This is a genomic window from Microbacterium sp. P26 (assembly GCF_023712585.1).
Classification (GTDB): Bacteria; Actinomycetota; Actinomycetes; order Actinomycetales; family Microbacteriaceae; genus Microbacterium; species Microbacterium algihabitans_A.
On record NZ_JAMAXZ010000008.1, the window covers coordinates 1 to 16842 of the forward strand.

A 16842-nucleotide genomic window follows, 5' to 3' on the forward strand; every position below is an offset into this window, starting at 1 on the left:
TCTATCCAAAAGGCACCGATTTCAATACCGTCACCGACGACGACCTCGCCGAAACCCAACGGCTCCTCAACATCCGCCCACGCGAAACCCTCAAGTTCCGCAGCCCACATGCCATGCTGACCGAACTGATCAACGGTGTTGCGCTAGCCACCTGAGACCACCTCGTTTTCGTCCGGGTGTTTTGGACACTCAGCGGAGGAGAGCGGCGCCCCCAGCCCCGGCCCCGAGCCCCAGCCCGGACGCGCGCCCGCGCCCTCACGCACTCAACGGGTATGCGCCCCGCGGCGCGGAGCGCGGTCAGGCGTCGCGCTGGGCCTCGAGTCGGCGCACGCGCGGGATCACCTCGGCGGCGAACCGCTGCAGTTCGGGCAGGTGCGGCGAGAACTGCAGCAGCAGGGTCGAGACCCCGACGTTCGCGAAGGCGACGATGCGTTCCGCCACCTGATCAGGGGTTCCGACGAGGTTAGGGCGAAGACCGCGGTTCGACACCGAGTACTCCTTGAGGTCGACCTGGGTGTCGAGCTTCGATTTGCTGACGAAGTCCTGGTACGAACCGTAGGCCGCTCCCCCGCGCACGTCGGTAATGCGGTCGATCTCGGCCTGAGCCTCTTCTTCGGTGTCGCGGACGACCGCGTAGGCGGCCATGCCGAACGCCTCGAAGGGCGTCGCCCCGGCTTCGGCGCGGCGCCGGCGCATGTCGGAGACCTTGGTCTCGAGTTCCTCGAGCGTGCCACCGTGCGTCAGGTACGCGTCGGCGAAGCGCGTGATCGCGTTGCGCCCGGCCTCGCTCTCGCCGCCGGCGTACAGGCGCGGCAGCACCTGGGGTTTGGGCTCCAGGTAGGTGCCCTCGGTGCGGTAGTACTCCCCCTCGTACGCGAACGGCGTCTCGGACCACAGGCCGCGCAGCACTTCGACCCACTCGATCGTGCGGGCGTACCGGTCGTCGTGAGCGCTGAAGAGGCCGTCGTACTGCTTGGCCTCTTCGGCCCACCAGGCCGAGACGACGTTGAGGGTGAAGCGCCCTCCGCTGATCTCGTCGATGGTTGCCGCCTGCTTGGCGGTGTGGAACGGGTTGTGGAAGCCCGGGCGCACGGCCGCGAGCAGCTCGAGCTTCGAGGTCACGGAGGCAAGCCCCGCGGTCACCGCCCACGCGTCGAGCGACGGCGCCTCGACGCCCTTGATGTCGTTCAGGTTCAGCTCGGGGATGAGCGTGAGGTCGAAGCCGCCCTCTTCGGCAGCGCGAGCGATCTGGGCGATGTGGGCGAACGACACGGGCGTCTGCTCGTCGTCGACGTTGCGCAGCCATCCGCCGAAGATGGGGGTCCAGTAGCCGAAACGCACGCGCTGGGGGGAGGTCATGGCTCCATCCTCACCCGCCGCATGTCGCCCGGCGTCACGCGACGAAACGGTCCGTCACATGTCGTTGACCGATGCTCGACGCGGTGGGAGGTTGGCCGGGTTCCGATCCGCGAGGAGGATCCCATGACCGATTCCACCCCCACCCACGAGCCACTGAAGTTCGCCTACTGGGTGCCGAACGTCAGCGGTGGGCTCGTGATCAGTTCGATCGAGCAGCGCACCGACTGGGACTACGACTACAACGTGAAGCTCGCCCGCACGGCCGAGCGCGTCGGGTTCGAATACGCCCTGAGCCAGGTGCGGTACGCCTCCAGCTACGGCGCCGCGCAGCAGCACGAGTCCACCTCGATCAGCCTGGCGCTGCTGCTGGCCACCGAGAAGCTGAAGGTCATCGCCGCCATCCACCCCGGCATCTGGCATCCGGCCGTCTTGGCGAAGTTCATCAACACGGCCGATCAGTTCTCGCACGGGCGCGCGGCGGTCAACGTCGTCAGCGGCTGGTTCAAAGACGAGTACACCGACCTGGGTCTCGAGTGGCTCGAGCACGACGAGCGCTACGAGCGTGCGGCGGAGTTCATCCAGGTGCTGCGGGGCCTGTGGACGCAGGAGAAGTTCTCTTTCCACGGCAAGTACTACGACATCACCGACTTCACGTTGCGGCCGTTCCCGTACGAGGTGCCGGGGCGGGCCCACCCCGACATCTTCCAGGGTGGCAACTCCACGGCCGCACGCTTCAACGGCGGCGCCTTCTCGGACTGGTACTTCTCTAACGGCAAAGACTTCGACGGATTCACCGAGCAGTATGACGACGTGACGCGCATCGCGGCCGAGCATGGTCGACGCACGCGCTTCGGCCTGAACGGGTTCGTCATCCAGCGCGACAGCCACGACGAGGCGGAGGCCCAGCTGCGCGAGATCATCGCCCACGCCGACTCGGGCGCCGTCGAGGGGTTCCGCAAGAGCGTGCAGGAGGCGGGCAACGCCACGGCCGACAAGAAGGGGATGTGGGCGGACTCCTCGGTGGAGGATCTCGTGCAGTACAACGACGGGTTCCGCACGCAGCTCTTCGGTGACGCACAGCAGATCGCGGAGCGCATCATCGAGTACAAGAAGCGCGGCGTCGACCTGTTCTTGCTCGGCTTCCTGCACTTCCAGGAGGAACTGGAGCACTTCGGCAAGACGGTGATCCCGATCGTGCGCGAGCTCGAGGCGGATCTCGCACGGACCGGCGATCCGGTCGGGGTGGCGGCCGGCTGAGCATCGCGTCTCAGGTGCCCGAGAGAGGCCCTTACGGGCCCGACGCGGTTCTAGCCTGGAGGACGCGGGAGTATTCCACTCCGCGCATACAGCGATAACGGGCCGCGCGGCCCCGGAGGGACTCGGTTCGATGAGCGGCGCACGCCTCGGATTCTTCACGCGGGTGCTGGATGCCGGCACCGACAGCGAGCGATATCGCAAGGCGCTCGCGCAGGTCCGTGCCGCGGATCAGCATGCATTCGCGTCGCTTTGGGTCGCTCAGCATCACTTCGACCGTGATGAGGGAGGCTTGCCATCGCCGTTCCCGTTCCTGGCCGCGGCGGCCGTCCAGACGGAACGGATCGCGCTGGGAACGGGGATCGTGACCCTCCCCATCGACGATCCCGTGCGCGTGGCGGAGGACGCCGCCTTCGTCGACGCCCTGAGCGGCGGCCGCGTGCAGCTCGGCATCGGCACGGGCGGCACGCCCTCGTCGTTCGCGGCCTTCGAGCGGTCCTCCGACGATCGCCGGGTGATTTACGCCGCGCACGTCGACGTCCTGCGCGACGCCTTCGCCGGGCGCGGCATCCGGAGCACCGATCTGCGCCTCAATCCAGCGGCGCCGCACCTCGGCGGTCGGCTGTGGCAGGCGACGTTCTCGGTCGAGGGGGGTCGTCGAGCCGGATCCGCCGGCGACGGCCTGCTGCTCTCGCGCACGCAGCCTCGCGACGACGGCCAAGACCTGCATGAGGTGCAGGTGCCGATCGTCGAGGCGTACCTCGCCGCACTCCCCCGCGGTGTCGCTCCCCGCATCCTCGCGTCGCGCACCGCAGTGGTCGTCGACGCCGACCGTCTCGATGAGGTGTGGGCGGGGGCGGATGCCGGAATCCGGCGTCTCGCGCGTACATTCCTTCAGCGGAATGCGGACGGTGTCCTGCAGGAACTGGCGACTCTCACCAACACCCACCTGGGGACGGTTGATGAGGTGGTCGATTCGCTCCGAGCGGATCGCACCCTCGAGCTCGCGACCGATGTCGCCTTCCAAGTGCACTCGGTCGACCCGGCTCACGAGGTGACTCTCCGGTCGATCGAACTGCTGGCGACCGAGGTCGCCCCTCAGCTCGGCCTGCGCGCGGGCGCCGACGCCGCCGAGGAACTCCGCACGCTCGGCGCCCGGGTCTGACGCCGCGTCAGCCCACCCCGTCGAGCATCGCCTTCGACCGACGGGTCTGCTCACGCAGCGCGTCGGCGAGGGCGGCGACGGCGGGGATGCGCATCGAATCGGCGCGCACGATCATCCAGTACGGCAGCCGCTCGGTCATCGTCTCGGGCAGCAGCCGCTCGAGATCGTCGTGACGGTCGGCGACGAAGCACGGGAGCATGCCGATACCGGCCCCGGCGCGCGTCGCCTCGACCTGCACGAGGACGTTCGTCGAGGTGACGCCGTCGCGCATGAGCGGCACGACGCGTCGGGGGAGGTCGAGGGCTTCGACCTGCAGCATCGCGTCGACGAAGTAGACGAGCCCGTGCGTCTGTAGCTCGTCGAGGTTGCGCGGGCGACCGTGTCGGTCGAGGTACGAGCGCGAGGCGTACATGCCGAGGGCGTACGACCCGAGCTCGACGGTCATGCCGCGCGAAGTCTGCGGTTGGCCGACCACCACCTCGAGATCGAGGCCGGGGCGGTGCAGGGCCGCGCGTCGCTGGGCGGCGACGACCTCGACGACAAGATCCGGATGCCGTTCGCGCAGGCCCGCGATGGCGGGGGCGGCGATGTAGGCGCTGAACCCGTCGGTTGCAGACATGCGCACGACGCCCGACACGGGATCGGGCTCCGCTCCCCCGGCCGCGAGCTGCGACATCGCCGCCTCGATGCGCCCGGCGGTCTCGGCGGCGTGTGTTCCGAGCGTCGTGAGCTCCCACCCGCGGCCCGACTGGGCCACGAGCCTGCCGCCCAGGGCCTCCTCGAGGGCGGCGATGCGCCGCGCGACGGTCGTGTGGTCGACCCCACGCAGCTGGGCGGCGGCGGTGTACCGGCCCGTGCGGGCCACGGCCAGCAGCATCAGCAAGTCGTCGGCGCGTACGTTCCCGGCATCCATGTGTGCAATTCTGCACAGCCGGGGAGCGGTACTGGGCATTGTCGCGCGCCGCAGACGACCTCAGACTGAGGCGCGGTCGTCACCGTCGACACCGAAGGAGCAGCATGGAACCCCCCACCACCGCGCCGCGCAGCAGCGACGCCCCCACTTCGAATCGCATCCGCCGCGTCGTCGCCGCCTCCATGGCCGGCACCGTCGTCGAGTGGTACGAGTTCTTCCTCTACGCCACCGCAGCGAGCCTGGTCTTCGGCACATTCTTCTTCCCGTCGTCGGGCTCGCCGCTCGACGGCATCATCGCCGCCTTCGTCACCTACGCGGTCGGGTTCATCGCGCGACCGCTCGGCGGCATCGTGTTCGGCCAGATCGGCGACCGCTTCGGTCGCAAGCCCACGCTGCAGGCGACCATCATCATCGTCGGTGTCGCGACCTTCCTCATGGGCTGCCTGCCCGGCTTCGCGAGCGTCGGCTACTGGGCTCCCGCGATGCTCGTCGCCCTGCGCTTCATCCAGGGCTTCGCGGTCGGTGGGGAGTGGGGCGGCGCGGTGCTGCTCGTAGCCGAGCAGAGCCCCGACCGTCGTCGCGCGTTCTGGTCGAGCTGGCCGCAGGCCGCCGTTCCGGTGGGCAACCTGCTCGCGACCCTCGTGCTCCTGGTCACCTCGTTCGTGCTGAGCCCCGCCGCGTTCCTCGACTGGGGCTGGCGCATCGCCTTCTGGCTGTCGGCCGTGATCGTGCTGGTCGGCTTCTGGATCCGCCGCCACGTCGAAGAGGCCCCGATCTTCCTCGAGGCCAAGGCGCAGGTCGAGAAGGAAAAAGCCACCTCATTCGGTGTCGTCGAGGTGCTGCGTCGCTACCCGAAGGGCGTCGTGCAGGCCATGGGCGTGCGCTTCGCCGAGAACATCGTCTACTACATCGTCGTCAGCTTCTCGATCGTGTACCTGAAGATCGTGCACTCGTACGACACCAGTCAGCTGCTGCTCGCCCTGCTGATCGCCCACATCGTGCACTTCGCCGTGATTCCGCCGCTCGGACGCCTGTCCGACCGCATCGGACGCCGCCCGGTGTACCTCGCGGGCGCGATCCTCAGCGCAACCTGGGCGTTCTTCGCCTTCCCGATGTTCGACACGCTCAACCCCGTGATGATCGTGCTCGCGGTGACGATCGGCCTGGTCTTCCACGCCGGCATGTACGCCCCGCAGCCCGCCGTCATGGCCGAGCTGTTCCCGACCCGCATGCGCTACTCGGGCGTCTCGCTCGGCGCGCAGGTCACGGCGATCCTGGCGGGCTCGCTCGCCCCGATTCTGGCCACCCAGTGGCTGCGCGACTTCGGCTCGTGGCTGCCGATCGCGCTCTACATCGTCGTGGCGTGCATCGTCACCTCGATCGCTGTGCTGTCGTTGAAGGAGACGCGCGGCATCTCGCTGCGCGACATCGACGCCGCCGACGCCGCGCGCGCGGCGGCAGGCCCCGCGACGACGGGGGCGAAGGGAGTCCGATGAGCACGGATCTGACCGGCCGCCGCGCCCTCGTCACCGGGGGAGCGAGCGGGATCGGCGAAGCCATCGTCCGCGCCTTCGCCGGTGCCGGGGCCCACGTCACCGTCGCCGACGTCAACGGCGAGCAGGCGGCGCGCGTGGCGGCCGAGGTCGGGGGAGAGGCCTGGGCCGTCGACCTCTCCGACACGGCGGCGCTGCGCGAGCTGCGCCTCGACGTCGACATCCTCGTCAACAACGCCGGCATCCAGCACGTCAGCCCCATCGAGGAGTTCGACCCCGAGCGCTTCTCGTTCATGCTGCGGCTCATGCTCGAGGCGCCGTTCCTGCTGATCCGCGCGGCCCTGCCCGGCATGTACGAGCGCGGGTTCGGGCGGGTGCTGAACATGTCGAGCGTGCACGGCATCCGCGCCTCGGAGTACAAGTCGGCGTACGTCACGGCCAAGCACGGCCTTGAGGGGCTGTCGAAGACCACGGCCCTCGAGGGCGGTCCGCGCGGGGTGACGAGCGTGTGCATCGACCCCGGCTACGTGCGCTCGCCGCTGGTCGAGAAGCAGATCGCCGACCAGGCCCGCACCCACGGCATCGCCGAGGAGCAGGTGCTCGAGACGGTGCTGTTGAAGGACGCCGCGATCAAACGCCTCGTGGAGCCCGCGGAGGTCGCCTCGCTCGCGCTGTGGCTGGCGGGTCCGGATGCCGCGATGGTCACCGGTTCGAGCTACCTCATGGACGGCGGCTGGTCGGCGCACTGATGGGGCCGGGTGACCTGGGCGGTGAGAAGCGGGCAGGACGTTTTACGACAAACGCCGGGTGATTGCAGGAACGCATCCGGTGGGAAGTGGTTCTCAGTGCCGTCTCCGGCGGGTTTCGGTCTCGTAAATATGCGCGGCTGTGCTTTACGGTGGACACCTCCCCGGTCAAGGATGTCCGAGGGACTACGGCGTTTGTCGCAGTCGAATCTTCACAGCAGAGGTAATTCATGACACTGCACACCACTGGACGCGGCCGTTTCGGCCTCGTCATCGGCGCCACCCTCGGCGCCTCGGCCCTTCTTCTCGCGGGTTGCTCCGGCGGCGGCGACAACGCCTCGTCGGGTGACGGCGGCGGATCGACCGACCCCCTGATCGTTGGCACGACCGACAAGATCACCTCGATCGACCCCGCGGGTTCGTACGACAACGGCTCGTTCGCCGTCATGACGCAGGTCTACCCCTTCCTCATGAGCAGCCAGTACGGCACGTCGGAGGTCACCCCCGACATCGCCGAGTCGGCCGAGTTCACCTCGCCGACCGAGTACACGGTCAAGCTCAAGTCGGGTCTGACCTTCGCGAACGGTCACGAGCTGACCTCGTCCGACGTGAAGTTCTCGTTCGACCGCCAGGTCGCGATCAACGACCCCAACGGCCCCGCGTCGCTGCTGGGCAACCTCGACAGCGTCGCCGCTCCCGACGACACCACCGTCGTCTTCACGCTCAAGAACGGCAACGACCAGGTCTGGCCGCAGATCCTGTCGAGCCCGGCGGCTCCGATCGTCGACGAAGAGGTCTTCTCGGCGGATGCCGTGACGCCCGACGACACGATCGTCGAAGGCAAGGCGTTCGCCGGCCAGTACATGATCGACTCGTACAAGGTCAACGAGCTCATCTCGTACAAGGTCAACGACGCGTACCAGGGCTCGCTGCCCAAGGCCGCCAACGGCGGAATCTCGGCGAAGTACTACGCCGACTCGTCGAACCTCAAGCTCGACGTGCAGTCGGGTGCGATCGACGTGGCCTACCGCAGCCTGAGCGCGACCGACGTCGCCGACCTGCAGAAGGACGACGCCGTCAAGGTCATCGACGGCCCCGGTGGAGAGATCCGCTACATCGTCTTCAACTTCGACACCATGCCCTACGGCACGAAGACCCCCGAGGCCGACGCCGCCAAGTCGCTCGCGATCCGTCAGGCCGCGGCCGACCTCGTCGACCGCCAGGCCATCGCCACCGACGTGTACAAGGACACCTACTCGCCCCTGTACTCCTACGTCCCGCAGGGTCTCGCCGGCGCCAACGAGGCGCTCAAGGACATGTACGGCGACGGCAGCGGCATGCCCGACGCGGCCAAGGCCAAGGCGACCCTCGAGGCCGCCGGTCTCTCGACGCCCGTCACGCTGAACCTGCAGTACAACGGCGACCACTACGGCCCCTCCTCGGGTGACGAGTACGCCGCGGTCAAGGCGCAGCTCGAGAAGGACGGCCTGTTCACGGTCAACCTCGCTCAGACCGAGTGGGTGCAGTACACGAAGGACCGCAAGGCCGACGCGTACCCCGCGTACCAGCTCGGCTGGTTCCCCGACTACTCGGATGCCGACAACTACCTCACCCCGTTCTTCTCGAAGGACAACTTCCTGCTGAACCACTACGACAACGCCGACGTGCAGCAGCTGCTCGTCGACCAGGCGACGCAGACCGACAAGACCACGCGCGAGCAGGAGATCGGCGAAATCCAGGACAAGGTGGCCGCCGACCTGTCGACCCTGCCGCTGCTCCAGGGCAAGCAGGTGGCGATCGTGGGCTCGAGCGTGGACGGTGCCGTTCTCGACGGCTCGTTCAAGTTCCGCTACGCGCCGCTGCACAAGTAAGACCGACACGGCGTCTCGTCGCGTTCCGTTCGCCCGACGACCGGGGGTCACGCACCCTCGGTCGTCGGGTGAGAGCGGAGCGACGAGGCGCCGTTTCCCCATCGAGTGAGGTCTCTTCCCCCATGGTCACCGCCGTCGACGCCGCCGACATCGCCAAACCCGTCGCCCCCAAGGGGGGAGGACTCTGGCGCTACATCCTTGTCCGCCTCCTGCTGATCATCCCGACGGTCTTCATCCTCGTCACCGTGGTGTTCGTGCTCATGCGCATCACCGGTGACCCGATCACCGCGGCCCTCGGCGGCCGCCTCCCACCCGATCAGCTCGAGGCGCGCATCGCCGCCGCCGGGTACGACCGCCCGCTGATCGTGCAGTACTTCGAATACATCGGGGGCATCCTGCGTGGTGACTTCGGCACCACGCTCACCGACAACCGTCCGGTGATCGAGATCCTGCTCCAGTACGGCTCCGCCACCCTCGAGCTCGCGATCTACGCGCTCATCGTGGCGCTGCTCATCGGCATCCCGTTCGGTCTGATCGCCGCCTACAAGCGCGACCGGTGGCAGGACGCGGTGCTGCGCATCGGCGCGATCCTCGGCTACGCGACCCCGATCTTCTTCGTCGGCCTTCTGCTGAAGCTCGTGTTCTCGGTGTGGCTGGGCGTGCTGCCGGTCGCGGGCCGGGCGGGCACCCGCACCGAGCTGAAGCTGCAGACGCTCGACAACCCCAGCGGCATCTACCTGATCGACGCCATCCGCCTCGGTGACGGCAACGCGATCAGCGACGTGTTGATTCACGCGATCCTGCCCGGGGTGGCCCTCGGCATCCTGACCGCGGGAATCTTCCTGCGCCTCGTGCGCACCAACGTCATCGGAACGCTCGGCGCGCAGTACGTCACCTCGGCGCGCTCGCGCGGCGTGGGGGAGTACCGCCTCGTCACCAAGCACGCCTACCGCCCCGCGCTCATCCCGATCATCACGGTCATCGGTCTGCAGATCGCCCTGCTGCTGTCGGGGGCGGTGCTGACCGAGACCACCTTCGAGTGGAAGGGCCTCGGCTTCATGCTCAGCGAGTACCTCAAGGCCCGCGACTTCGTGGCCGTGCAGGGCATCGTCGTGATCATCGCCGTGCTGGTGGCCTTCACCAACTTCCTCGTCGACGTCATCGCGGCGATCATCGACCCGCGAGTGAGGTACTGACATGTCGGATGCCACGACCCCCACGACCCCCGATGCCGTGACGGTGCGCAAGGTGCCCCTGCGCGACCGCCTGCCGGTCATCTCGCACCTGCGCCGCAGCGTCGGTCTGCAGCGCACCATGCTGGTGCTCGGACTCGTCATCACCACGGTGTTCCTGCTGACGGCGATCTTCGCCCCGATCCTCGCGCCCTACGGCTTCGCGCAGCAGGAGGCCGACGGCGTGAAGTTCGGCACGCAGCAGGCGCCGAGCGCGACGAACCTCCTCGGCACGACCGTCGGCGGCTACGACGTGCTCTCGCGCGTGATCTGGGGCGGCCAGACGGCGCTGCTGGTGATCGTGTGCGCGATCGCGTTCTCGATCTTCCTCGGCATCTTCTTGGGGCTCGTCGGCGGCTACTTCGGCGGATGGCTCGACCGCCTGCTCGTCGTGCTGTGCGACGCGATCTACGCCTTCCCGTCGCTGCTGCTCGCGATCGTGATGTCGATCGCGATCACGCGCGGACAGTCGACGCTGTGGGGCGGAATCCTCGCCACCGCGATCTCGATCACCGTGGTGTTCGTGCCGCAGTACTTCCGCGTGATCCGCGCCGAGGTGGTGCGGGTCAAGGCCGAGCCCTTCGTGGAGTCGGCTCGCGTGATCGGGGTGCCCACCGCGCGCATCCTGCTGCGTCACGTGCTGCGCAACTCGACGCGCTCGCTGCCGGTCGTCGTCACCCTGAACGCCTCCGAGGCGCTGCTGACCCTCGCCGGCCTCGGCTTCCTCGGCTTCGGCATCGAGGCCACCGCCGCCGCCGAGTGGGGCTACGACCTCAACCGCTCGGTGAGCGACGTCACCAGTGGCATCTGGTGGACGGCGATCCCGCCGGGCGTCGCGATCGTGCTCGCGGTGCTCGGTATCACCCTCGTGGGCGAGAGCCTCAACGACCTGAGCGACCCGCGTCTGCGCACACGCCGTCGCGCGGGCCGGGCACCCGCGCCCGTCACGGCGGTCGATCCGTCGACCTCTCCCGCCGACGCCTCGGCCACCGCGTCCCCCGCCGGGCCCCCGGCATCCGCCCCCTCCGACGGGAGCCCCTCATGACCGGCACCACCGAATCCGTCGCCCGCATCGACGACCTGCGCGTCGCCTTCGCCACCGATGGCGAGCCGGTCGCCGCGATCAACGGGATCTCGCTCGAGGCGCACGCCGGCGAGGTGCTCGCGATCGTCGGCGAGTCGGGCTCGGGCAAGACCGTCACGGCCAACACCCTGCTGGGGCTGCTGCCCGAGACCGCCACGCTCTCGGGTGCGGTGATCGTGCGCGGGCGCGACGGAGAGCAGACCGACATCGTGCACGCGACCTCCGCGCAGCTGCGCGAGATGCGCGGACGCGACGCGGCGATGGTGTTCCAGGAGCCCTCGACCGCCCTCAACCCCGTGTACACCGTGGGGTGGCAGATCGCGGAGGGCCTGCGCGCGCACGAGAAGATGTCGAACGCGGATGCCAAGTCCAAGGCGGTCGACATCCTCCGGCGCGTCGGCATCCCCAACCCCGAGAAGCGCGTCGACGACTACCCGCACCAGTTCTCGGGCGGGCAGAAGCAGCGCGTCGTCATCGCGATGGCGCTCGTGCTGAACGCCGGTCTGATCATCGCCGACGAGCCGACCACGGCGCTCGATGTGACGGTGCAGGCCGAGATCCTCGACCTGCTGCGCACGTGCCGCGACGAGTTCGGTGCCACGATCGTGCTCATTACGCACAACATGGGCGTCGTCGCCGACCTCGCCGACCGCGTGATCGTGATGTACCGCGGCGACATCGTCGAGCAGGCTCCGGTGCGCGAGCTGTTCGCTGCCCCGCGCGAGGAGTACACGCGCGAACTGCTTGCGGCGGTGCCGCACGTGGGCCGTGGCAAGAGCTCGCAGCAGTCGCTGGCGGATGCCGCGCCCACCTCGCCGCCGGCGGGGAGCCTCGTCGTGGCCGAGAAGGTCGAGATCGGGTACCCCGGACGCTTCGGCTCGCCCGGCGTCGTCGCGGTGAAGGGCGTGGACTTCTGGATCGGACCCGGCGAAGTGCTGGGCCTGGTGGGGGAGTCGGGCTCGGGCAAGACCACGATCGGTCGCGCGATGGTCGGACTCACCTCGGTCGTCGGCGGATCGCTCACGGTGCTCGGCACCGAGATGAACGGCGCCAAGCCGCGACAGCTGGCCAAGACGCGGCCCGACATCGGGTTCGTCTTCCAAGACCCGGCGACGAGCTTCAACCCGCTGCTCACCATCGCCGAGTGCATCGCCGAGCCGCTGGTCGTGCACAAGCGCGCCTCGGGCGCTCGGGCCGCGCGCCAGCGCGTGAACGAACTGCTCGACGCGGTGCAGCTGCCGACCGCCTTCGGCGACCGGTATCCGCACGAACTGTCGGGTGGTCAGCGTCAGCGCGCCTCGCTCGCGCGCGCCCTCGCGCTCGACCCGAAGCTGCTCATCGCCGACGAGCCGACCTCGGCGCTCGACGTGTCGGTGCAGGCGCGCGTGCTGCAGCTGTTCGCGCAGCTGCAGGCCGAGTTCGGCTTCGCGTGCCTGTTCATCAGCCACGACCTCGCCGTCGTGGACGAGGTAGCCGATCGCGTCGTGGTGCTGCAGCAGGGCGTGATCCGCGAGCAGGGGACGACCGTGCAGGTGCTCACGGAGCCGCGCGACGATTACACCAAGCGCCTGCTGGTGTCGCTGCCCGTGCCCGACCCCGTCGAGCAAGAGGCGCGCCGCGAGCTGTGGCGCACGACCCGCGGAGCCTGACGGCTAGCGAACTCGGGGCCCTCACGCAGGTGGGGGCCCCGCTTCGTGTGGGCGCGCGTTGCGCAGGGTCGGTGATTCGCACATCCTCAGTGCGATGCGGGGGATTCCGGCTGAGGTTGTGCGGATCGCGGAGGTTGTGCGGGGGTTCCCGTCCGGCACGCGTCGCGCAGGGTCAGCGATCTGCGCATTCGCAGTGCGATGCGGCGGATTCCGGCTGAGGTTGTGCGGATCGCGGAGGTTGCGCGGGGTTCCCGTCCCGCACGCGCTGCGTAGGGTCAGTGATTCGCGCATTCTCAGTGCGACGGGGCGGATTCCGGCTGAGCTTGTGCGGGTCGCGGAGGTTGCGCGGGGGTTCCCGTCCCGCACGCGTCGCGCAGGGTCGGCGATTCGCGCATCTTCAGTGCGATGCGGGGGATTCCGGCGGAGGTTGTGCGGATCGCTGAGGTTGCGCGGAGCGGCGATCGCACGGCGCGTTGCACAAGGTCCGCGATCCGCGCTTCCTCAGCGCGATACGGCGCATACCGGCTGAGGTTGCGCGGATCGCGGAGCTTCCGCGCGCACCCGCCGCGTCAGCGCCCGAACACCGACGTCAGGATCCACCACCCCGCGACCGCCGCGACGACGACGATCGTCCAGACGGGGAATCCGCGCTTGAGTCGCCGACCCTGCGCGGCCACGCCCGCCGGGGGAGGGGTGAGCAGCGGCACGCTCGGGGCGGGGGCTCCGGATGCCGCGGTGCCGGCGTTCCTGCTTGCGGCGACCTCTGCGGCCAGACGGTCGTCGCGCCACCGCGCCCACTGCGCGAACTTCTCGTCGATCGCGTCGATCGTCGTGAACAGCCACTGCCAGGTCGCAGGGTCCAGCGTCGACAGGTCGCGCTTGGCGTAGAGGAACAGCCAGTCGTCGATGATCTCGACGTCGAGGGCGGCGGCGTTGTCGACGAAGCGCGCCATCACGTCGGGAGTGAAGAGGTACAGCGCATCGCGCTCGTACCCCTCGGGGCAGTACAGCGCGAAGTGCTGGTCGAAGTCGCCCTCGAGGCTGAGCCGCTGGTCGCGCCCGAAGGTGACCGGCAGGTTCGAGCCGAACAGGCCGTTGTTGCCCACGGCATCCAGAACGATGTGCGGGAGCGGGGTCTCGAGCTTGAGCGCCACGTAGCCCCAGCGGTGCGTCTGCCTGCTCTTACCCGACCCGGTCTCGTACGTGTAGTTCGCGACCTCGATGAAACGCGGAGACGTGCTCCGCAGCAGGTCGGAGTTCTTGCGGTCGCCGCCCAGGCTGAAGATCATGCCCGGCAGCTGCGGCTTCGCGAACCCCGGTTGCCAGGTCATGCCGTTGGCCCGCGCGAAGCGGTCGAGACGGAAGCGGCGCACACCCGCACCGCCGACGCCGCGGATCAGCCCCACCACGATCACAACGATGACCGCGGCGAACACGAGCAGGGGAGCGGCGGCCACCAGACTCATCGAGCTGTCGCTCACGACGGACGAGAGGACGCCCACGAACACCGGGCCGATGATGAAGAAGAAGACCACGCCGACCACCGCGAACACGATGATGCCGGCCACGTTGCCGCCGAGCTTGCCCTGCTGCCGCAGCTCTTTCGTGAACGCGCGCACTTGGGCGCGGTCGACGGGCTCGGTCAGCGGCGCGGTGTCAAGCCGGGTCTGTGCGTTCATGTCGGGCCCCCTCGTTCGACCGTAGCGGTGGTGTCCGACATCGTCGGGGCGACGCCCGGGGTCATCGCGCGGCCATCAGCAGCAGCAGGGGAACCACCGCGAGGATCAGCCCGCCCAGACCGAAGATCCCCAGCACCACGGCCACCACGACCCACGGGTTCGCGCGCCGCAAGCGCCGGCCGGGCACCGCGACGCCCGCGGGTGGGCGGGCGAGCAGAGCGGCCTGCGCGGCGGCGACGGTCGACGCACCCCCGGCCGGCGGGGTTCCACCGGGGCCGGCAGCGGCCGGTACCGCCGCGGGAGGCGGGGCCACCGGCATCCGGTCGTCTCTCCATCGACCCCACTGGTCGAGCTTCTCGAGCAGCACCGAGATCACCGAGAACACCCACGCCCAGCGCGCCGGGTCGATGGTCGACAACTCGTCGCGGGAGTAGAGGAACAGCCAGTCGTCGACGATCTCGACGTCGAGCACCCCGGCGCTGTCGATGAAGCGCGCCATGACGTCGGGGGTGAAGAGGTAGAGGGCGTCGCGCTCGTAGCCGCGGGGGCAGTACAACGTGAAGTGCCGGTCGAAGTCGCCCTCGAGGCTCAGGCGCTGGCCGCGACCCCACGAGGCGGGCAGGTTCGAGCCGAACATGCCGTTGTTCGCCGTGGCATCCAGCACGATGTGGGGGAGCGGCACGTCGAGCTTGATCGCGATGTAGCTCCAGCGCACGGTCGTCGTGTTCTTGCCGTCGCTCACCGTGTACGCGTGGTTTGCGACCTCGACGAAGCGCGGGCGGCGCCCGCGGACGATGTCGGATGCCGTGCGGGAGCCGCCGATGCCGAAGATCACGCCCGGCAGCGGGGGGTTCTGCACGGCCGGCACGTACTCCATGCCCACGTCGCGAGCGAAGCCGGCGAGGCGCCAGCGGCGGTCCTCGACGATGCGCTGCCCGCGCAGGCCCAGAAGGAGGGCGGCGATCAGTCCGCCGACGCCGATCAGCAGCGGAAGGGCGAAGAGCAGGCCCACCACGAGGGTCCCCTCGCGCAGCCACGTCGACAGCACGATGAGCAGCACCACCAGCGCGATGCCGATCCCGCCGAGGAAGACGAACGCGATCACCCAGCCGACGATCGTCGCGGTGGTGTTGCCGGGGAGCCGCCCCTCGTCGCGCAGCCGTCTCGTGAACGCCTTCGCCGCCGCGCGGTCGGGAGCGACCTGCAGAGCTCGCGCGTCGAACGGTCGGATCCCTGCCATGCGGCCCCCCTCGCCGTCGGTGGACGTCCACGCTACCGATGACCGATTCCCCGCTGCCAGCGGCATCCGTTAGACTACGAAGGTTGTCCGGCGACGCCCATGCGCGTGTAAGCCCGCGATGACGTGCAACACACCCTCCTGCTGCCGGGAAATGCCCGTCAGCCGTTCTAGTCCGAAGGAGGTGGGTTAGTGACGCACCAGTACGAACTCATGGTCATCTTCGATCCCGAGGTCGACGAGCGCCAGGTCGCTCCGAAGCTCGACGGATTCCTCAAGGTCATCACGGCCGATGGAGGAACCATCGACAAGATCGACATTTGGGGCCGCCGTCGTCTCGCCTACGAGATCCGCAAGAAGAACGAGGGCATCTACGCCGTCGTCAACTTCGTCGCGACCAGCGAGGCCACGAACGAGCTCGACCGTCAGCTGAAGCTGAACGAGCAGATCATGCGCACCAAGGTCCTGCGCGCCGAAGAAGCGATCGCTCAGGTCGCCGCCGAGGCCAAGCGCTCCGAGGAGAAGGCCGCCCGCAAGGCCGCCGCTCCCCGCAAGGTCGAGTCCGCCGAGAAGGCTGCGAAGTAACGACGATGGCCGGCGAAACCGTCATCACCGTCGTGGGTAACCTCACGGCCGACCCCGAGCTGCGGTACACGCAGAACGGGCTCCCGGTCGCGAACTTCACCATCGCGTCGACCCCCCGCACGTTCGACCGTCAGGCGAACGAGTGGAAGGACGGCGAGGCGCTCTTCCTGCGTGCCTCGGTGTGGCGCGAATTCGCCGAGCACGTCGCCGGTTCGCTGACGAAGGGCAGCCGTGTCATCGCGACCGGTCGCCTCAAGCAGCGTTCGTACCAGGACCGCGAGGGAAACAACCGCACCTCCATCGAACTCGAAGTCGATGAGATCGGTCCCTCGCTCCGCTACGCGACCGCCCAGGTCACCCGTGCCGCCGGTGGCGGCAATGGTGGCGGCGGCGGCGGCGGTCAGCGCGCGCAGGTGCAGCAGTCGAACGACGAGCCGTGGTCGACGCCCGGTTCGAACAACGGCGGCGGCAACAACAGCGGCGCAGACGCGTGGAGCACTCCTGGTTCTTACGGAGACGACACCCCGTTCTGAACTTCGCCCCGCTCTCGAGCGAGACGACCCCTGAAATTCCGG

At 68.9% G+C, this 16842-nt stretch carries 14 protein-coding genes; 10 read left to right on the top strand and 4 right to left on the bottom strand.

The window, feature by feature from the left end:
* Positions 1-297: 297 nt before the first annotated feature.
* A complete protein-coding gene (locus tag M3667_RS14335; RefSeq protein ID WP_251508994.1) occupies positions 298-1359 on the bottom strand; it encodes an LLM class flavin-dependent oxidoreductase in 1062 nt (353 codons plus the stop codon).
* Positions 1360-1482: 123 nt separating this feature from the next.
* Between M3667_RS14335 and sfnG the strand changes: the two genes are divergently transcribed.
* Together sfnG and M3667_RS14345 are read left to right on the top strand one after the other, a co-directional pair.
* Positions 1483-2616, top strand: coding sequence for a dimethylsulfone monooxygenase SfnG (gene sfnG / locus M3667_RS14340; RefSeq protein WP_251508998.1), 1134 nt, complete (start codon positions 1483-1485; stop codon positions 2614-2616).
* Between the two features lie 130 nt (positions 2617-2746).
* The gene (locus M3667_RS14345; RefSeq protein ID WP_251509000.1) at positions 2747-3778 is read left to right on the top strand and encodes a putative FMN-dependent luciferase-like monooxygenase; all 1032 of its coding nucleotides are present in this window, start codon (positions 2747-2749) and stop codon (positions 3776-3778) included.
* A gap of 7 nt (positions 3779-3785) precedes the next feature.
* On the opposite strand, the gene M3667_RS14350 is transcribed toward M3667_RS14345, so the two are convergent.
* Complete coding sequence (locus tag M3667_RS14350) at positions 3786-4691, bottom strand: LysR family transcriptional regulator (protein ID WP_251509002.1); 906 nt, start codon at positions 4689-4691, stop codon at positions 3786-3788.
* Positions 4692-4795: 104 nt separating this feature from the next.
* On the opposite strand from M3667_RS14350, the gene M3667_RS14355 reads away from it, so the two are divergent.
* From M3667_RS14355 to M3667_RS14380, 6 genes are all read left to right on the top strand, one after another.
* Positions 4796-6187: an MFS transporter gene (locus M3667_RS14355; protein ID WP_251509004.1), complete on the top strand. Its 1392-nt coding sequence runs from the start codon at positions 4796-4798 to the stop codon at positions 6185-6187.
* The gene (locus tag M3667_RS14360) at positions 6184-6933 is read left to right on the top strand and encodes a 3-hydroxybutyrate dehydrogenase (protein WP_251509005.1); all 750 of its coding nucleotides are present in this window, start codon (positions 6184-6186) and stop codon (positions 6931-6933) included. The genes M3667_RS14355 and M3667_RS14360 overlap by 4 nt, the downstream gene beginning before the upstream one ends.
* Before the next feature lie 227 nt (positions 6934-7160).
* Complete coding sequence (locus tag M3667_RS14365; RefSeq protein WP_251509007.1) at positions 7161-8801, top strand: ABC transporter substrate-binding protein; 1641 nt, start codon at positions 7161-7163, stop codon at positions 8799-8801.
* Between the two features lie 122 nt (positions 8802-8923).
* Entirely contained in the window at positions 8924-9997 is a 1074-nt protein-coding gene (locus tag M3667_RS14370; RefSeq protein WP_144831075.1) for an ABC transporter permease, read from the top strand.
* A gap of 1 nt (position 9998) precedes the next feature.
* On the top strand, positions 9999-11078 hold the full coding sequence (locus M3667_RS14375; RefSeq protein ID WP_251509010.1) for an ABC transporter permease: 1080 nt from the start codon (positions 9999-10001) through the stop codon (positions 11076-11078).
* Positions 11075-12766: an ABC transporter ATP-binding protein gene (locus M3667_RS14380; RefSeq protein WP_251509012.1), complete on the top strand. Its 1692-nt coding sequence runs from the start codon at positions 11075-11077 to the stop codon at positions 12764-12766. Before M3667_RS14375 ends, M3667_RS14380 begins: the two co-directional genes overlap by 4 nt.
* Positions 12767-13335: 569 nt before the next feature.
* Here the strand turns inward: M3667_RS14380 and M3667_RS14385 are convergent.
* Positions 13336-14445, bottom strand: coding sequence for a hypothetical protein (locus M3667_RS14385; protein ID WP_251509014.1), 1110 nt, complete (start codon positions 14443-14445; stop codon positions 13336-13338).
* A 61-nt stretch (positions 14446-14506) separates the two neighbouring features.
* A complete protein-coding gene (locus M3667_RS14390) occupies positions 14507-15685 on the bottom strand; it encodes a hypothetical protein (RefSeq protein WP_251509015.1) in 1179 nt (392 codons plus the stop codon).
* Between the two features lie 189 nt (positions 15686-15874).
* On the opposite strand from M3667_RS14390, the gene rpsF reads away from it, so the two are divergent.
* Together rpsF and M3667_RS14400 are read left to right on the top strand one after the other, a co-directional pair.
* The gene (gene rpsF, locus M3667_RS14395) at positions 15875-16267 is read left to right on the top strand and encodes a 30S ribosomal protein S6 (RefSeq protein ID WP_058622540.1); all 393 of its coding nucleotides are present in this window, start codon (positions 15875-15877) and stop codon (positions 16265-16267) included.
* A 5-nt stretch (positions 16268-16272) separates the two neighbouring features.
* Positions 16273-16800, top strand: a complete 528-nt coding sequence (locus M3667_RS14400) for a single-stranded DNA-binding protein (protein WP_251509016.1) — start codon at positions 16273-16275, stop codon at positions 16798-16800.
* Positions 16801-16842: the final 42 nt, after the last annotated feature.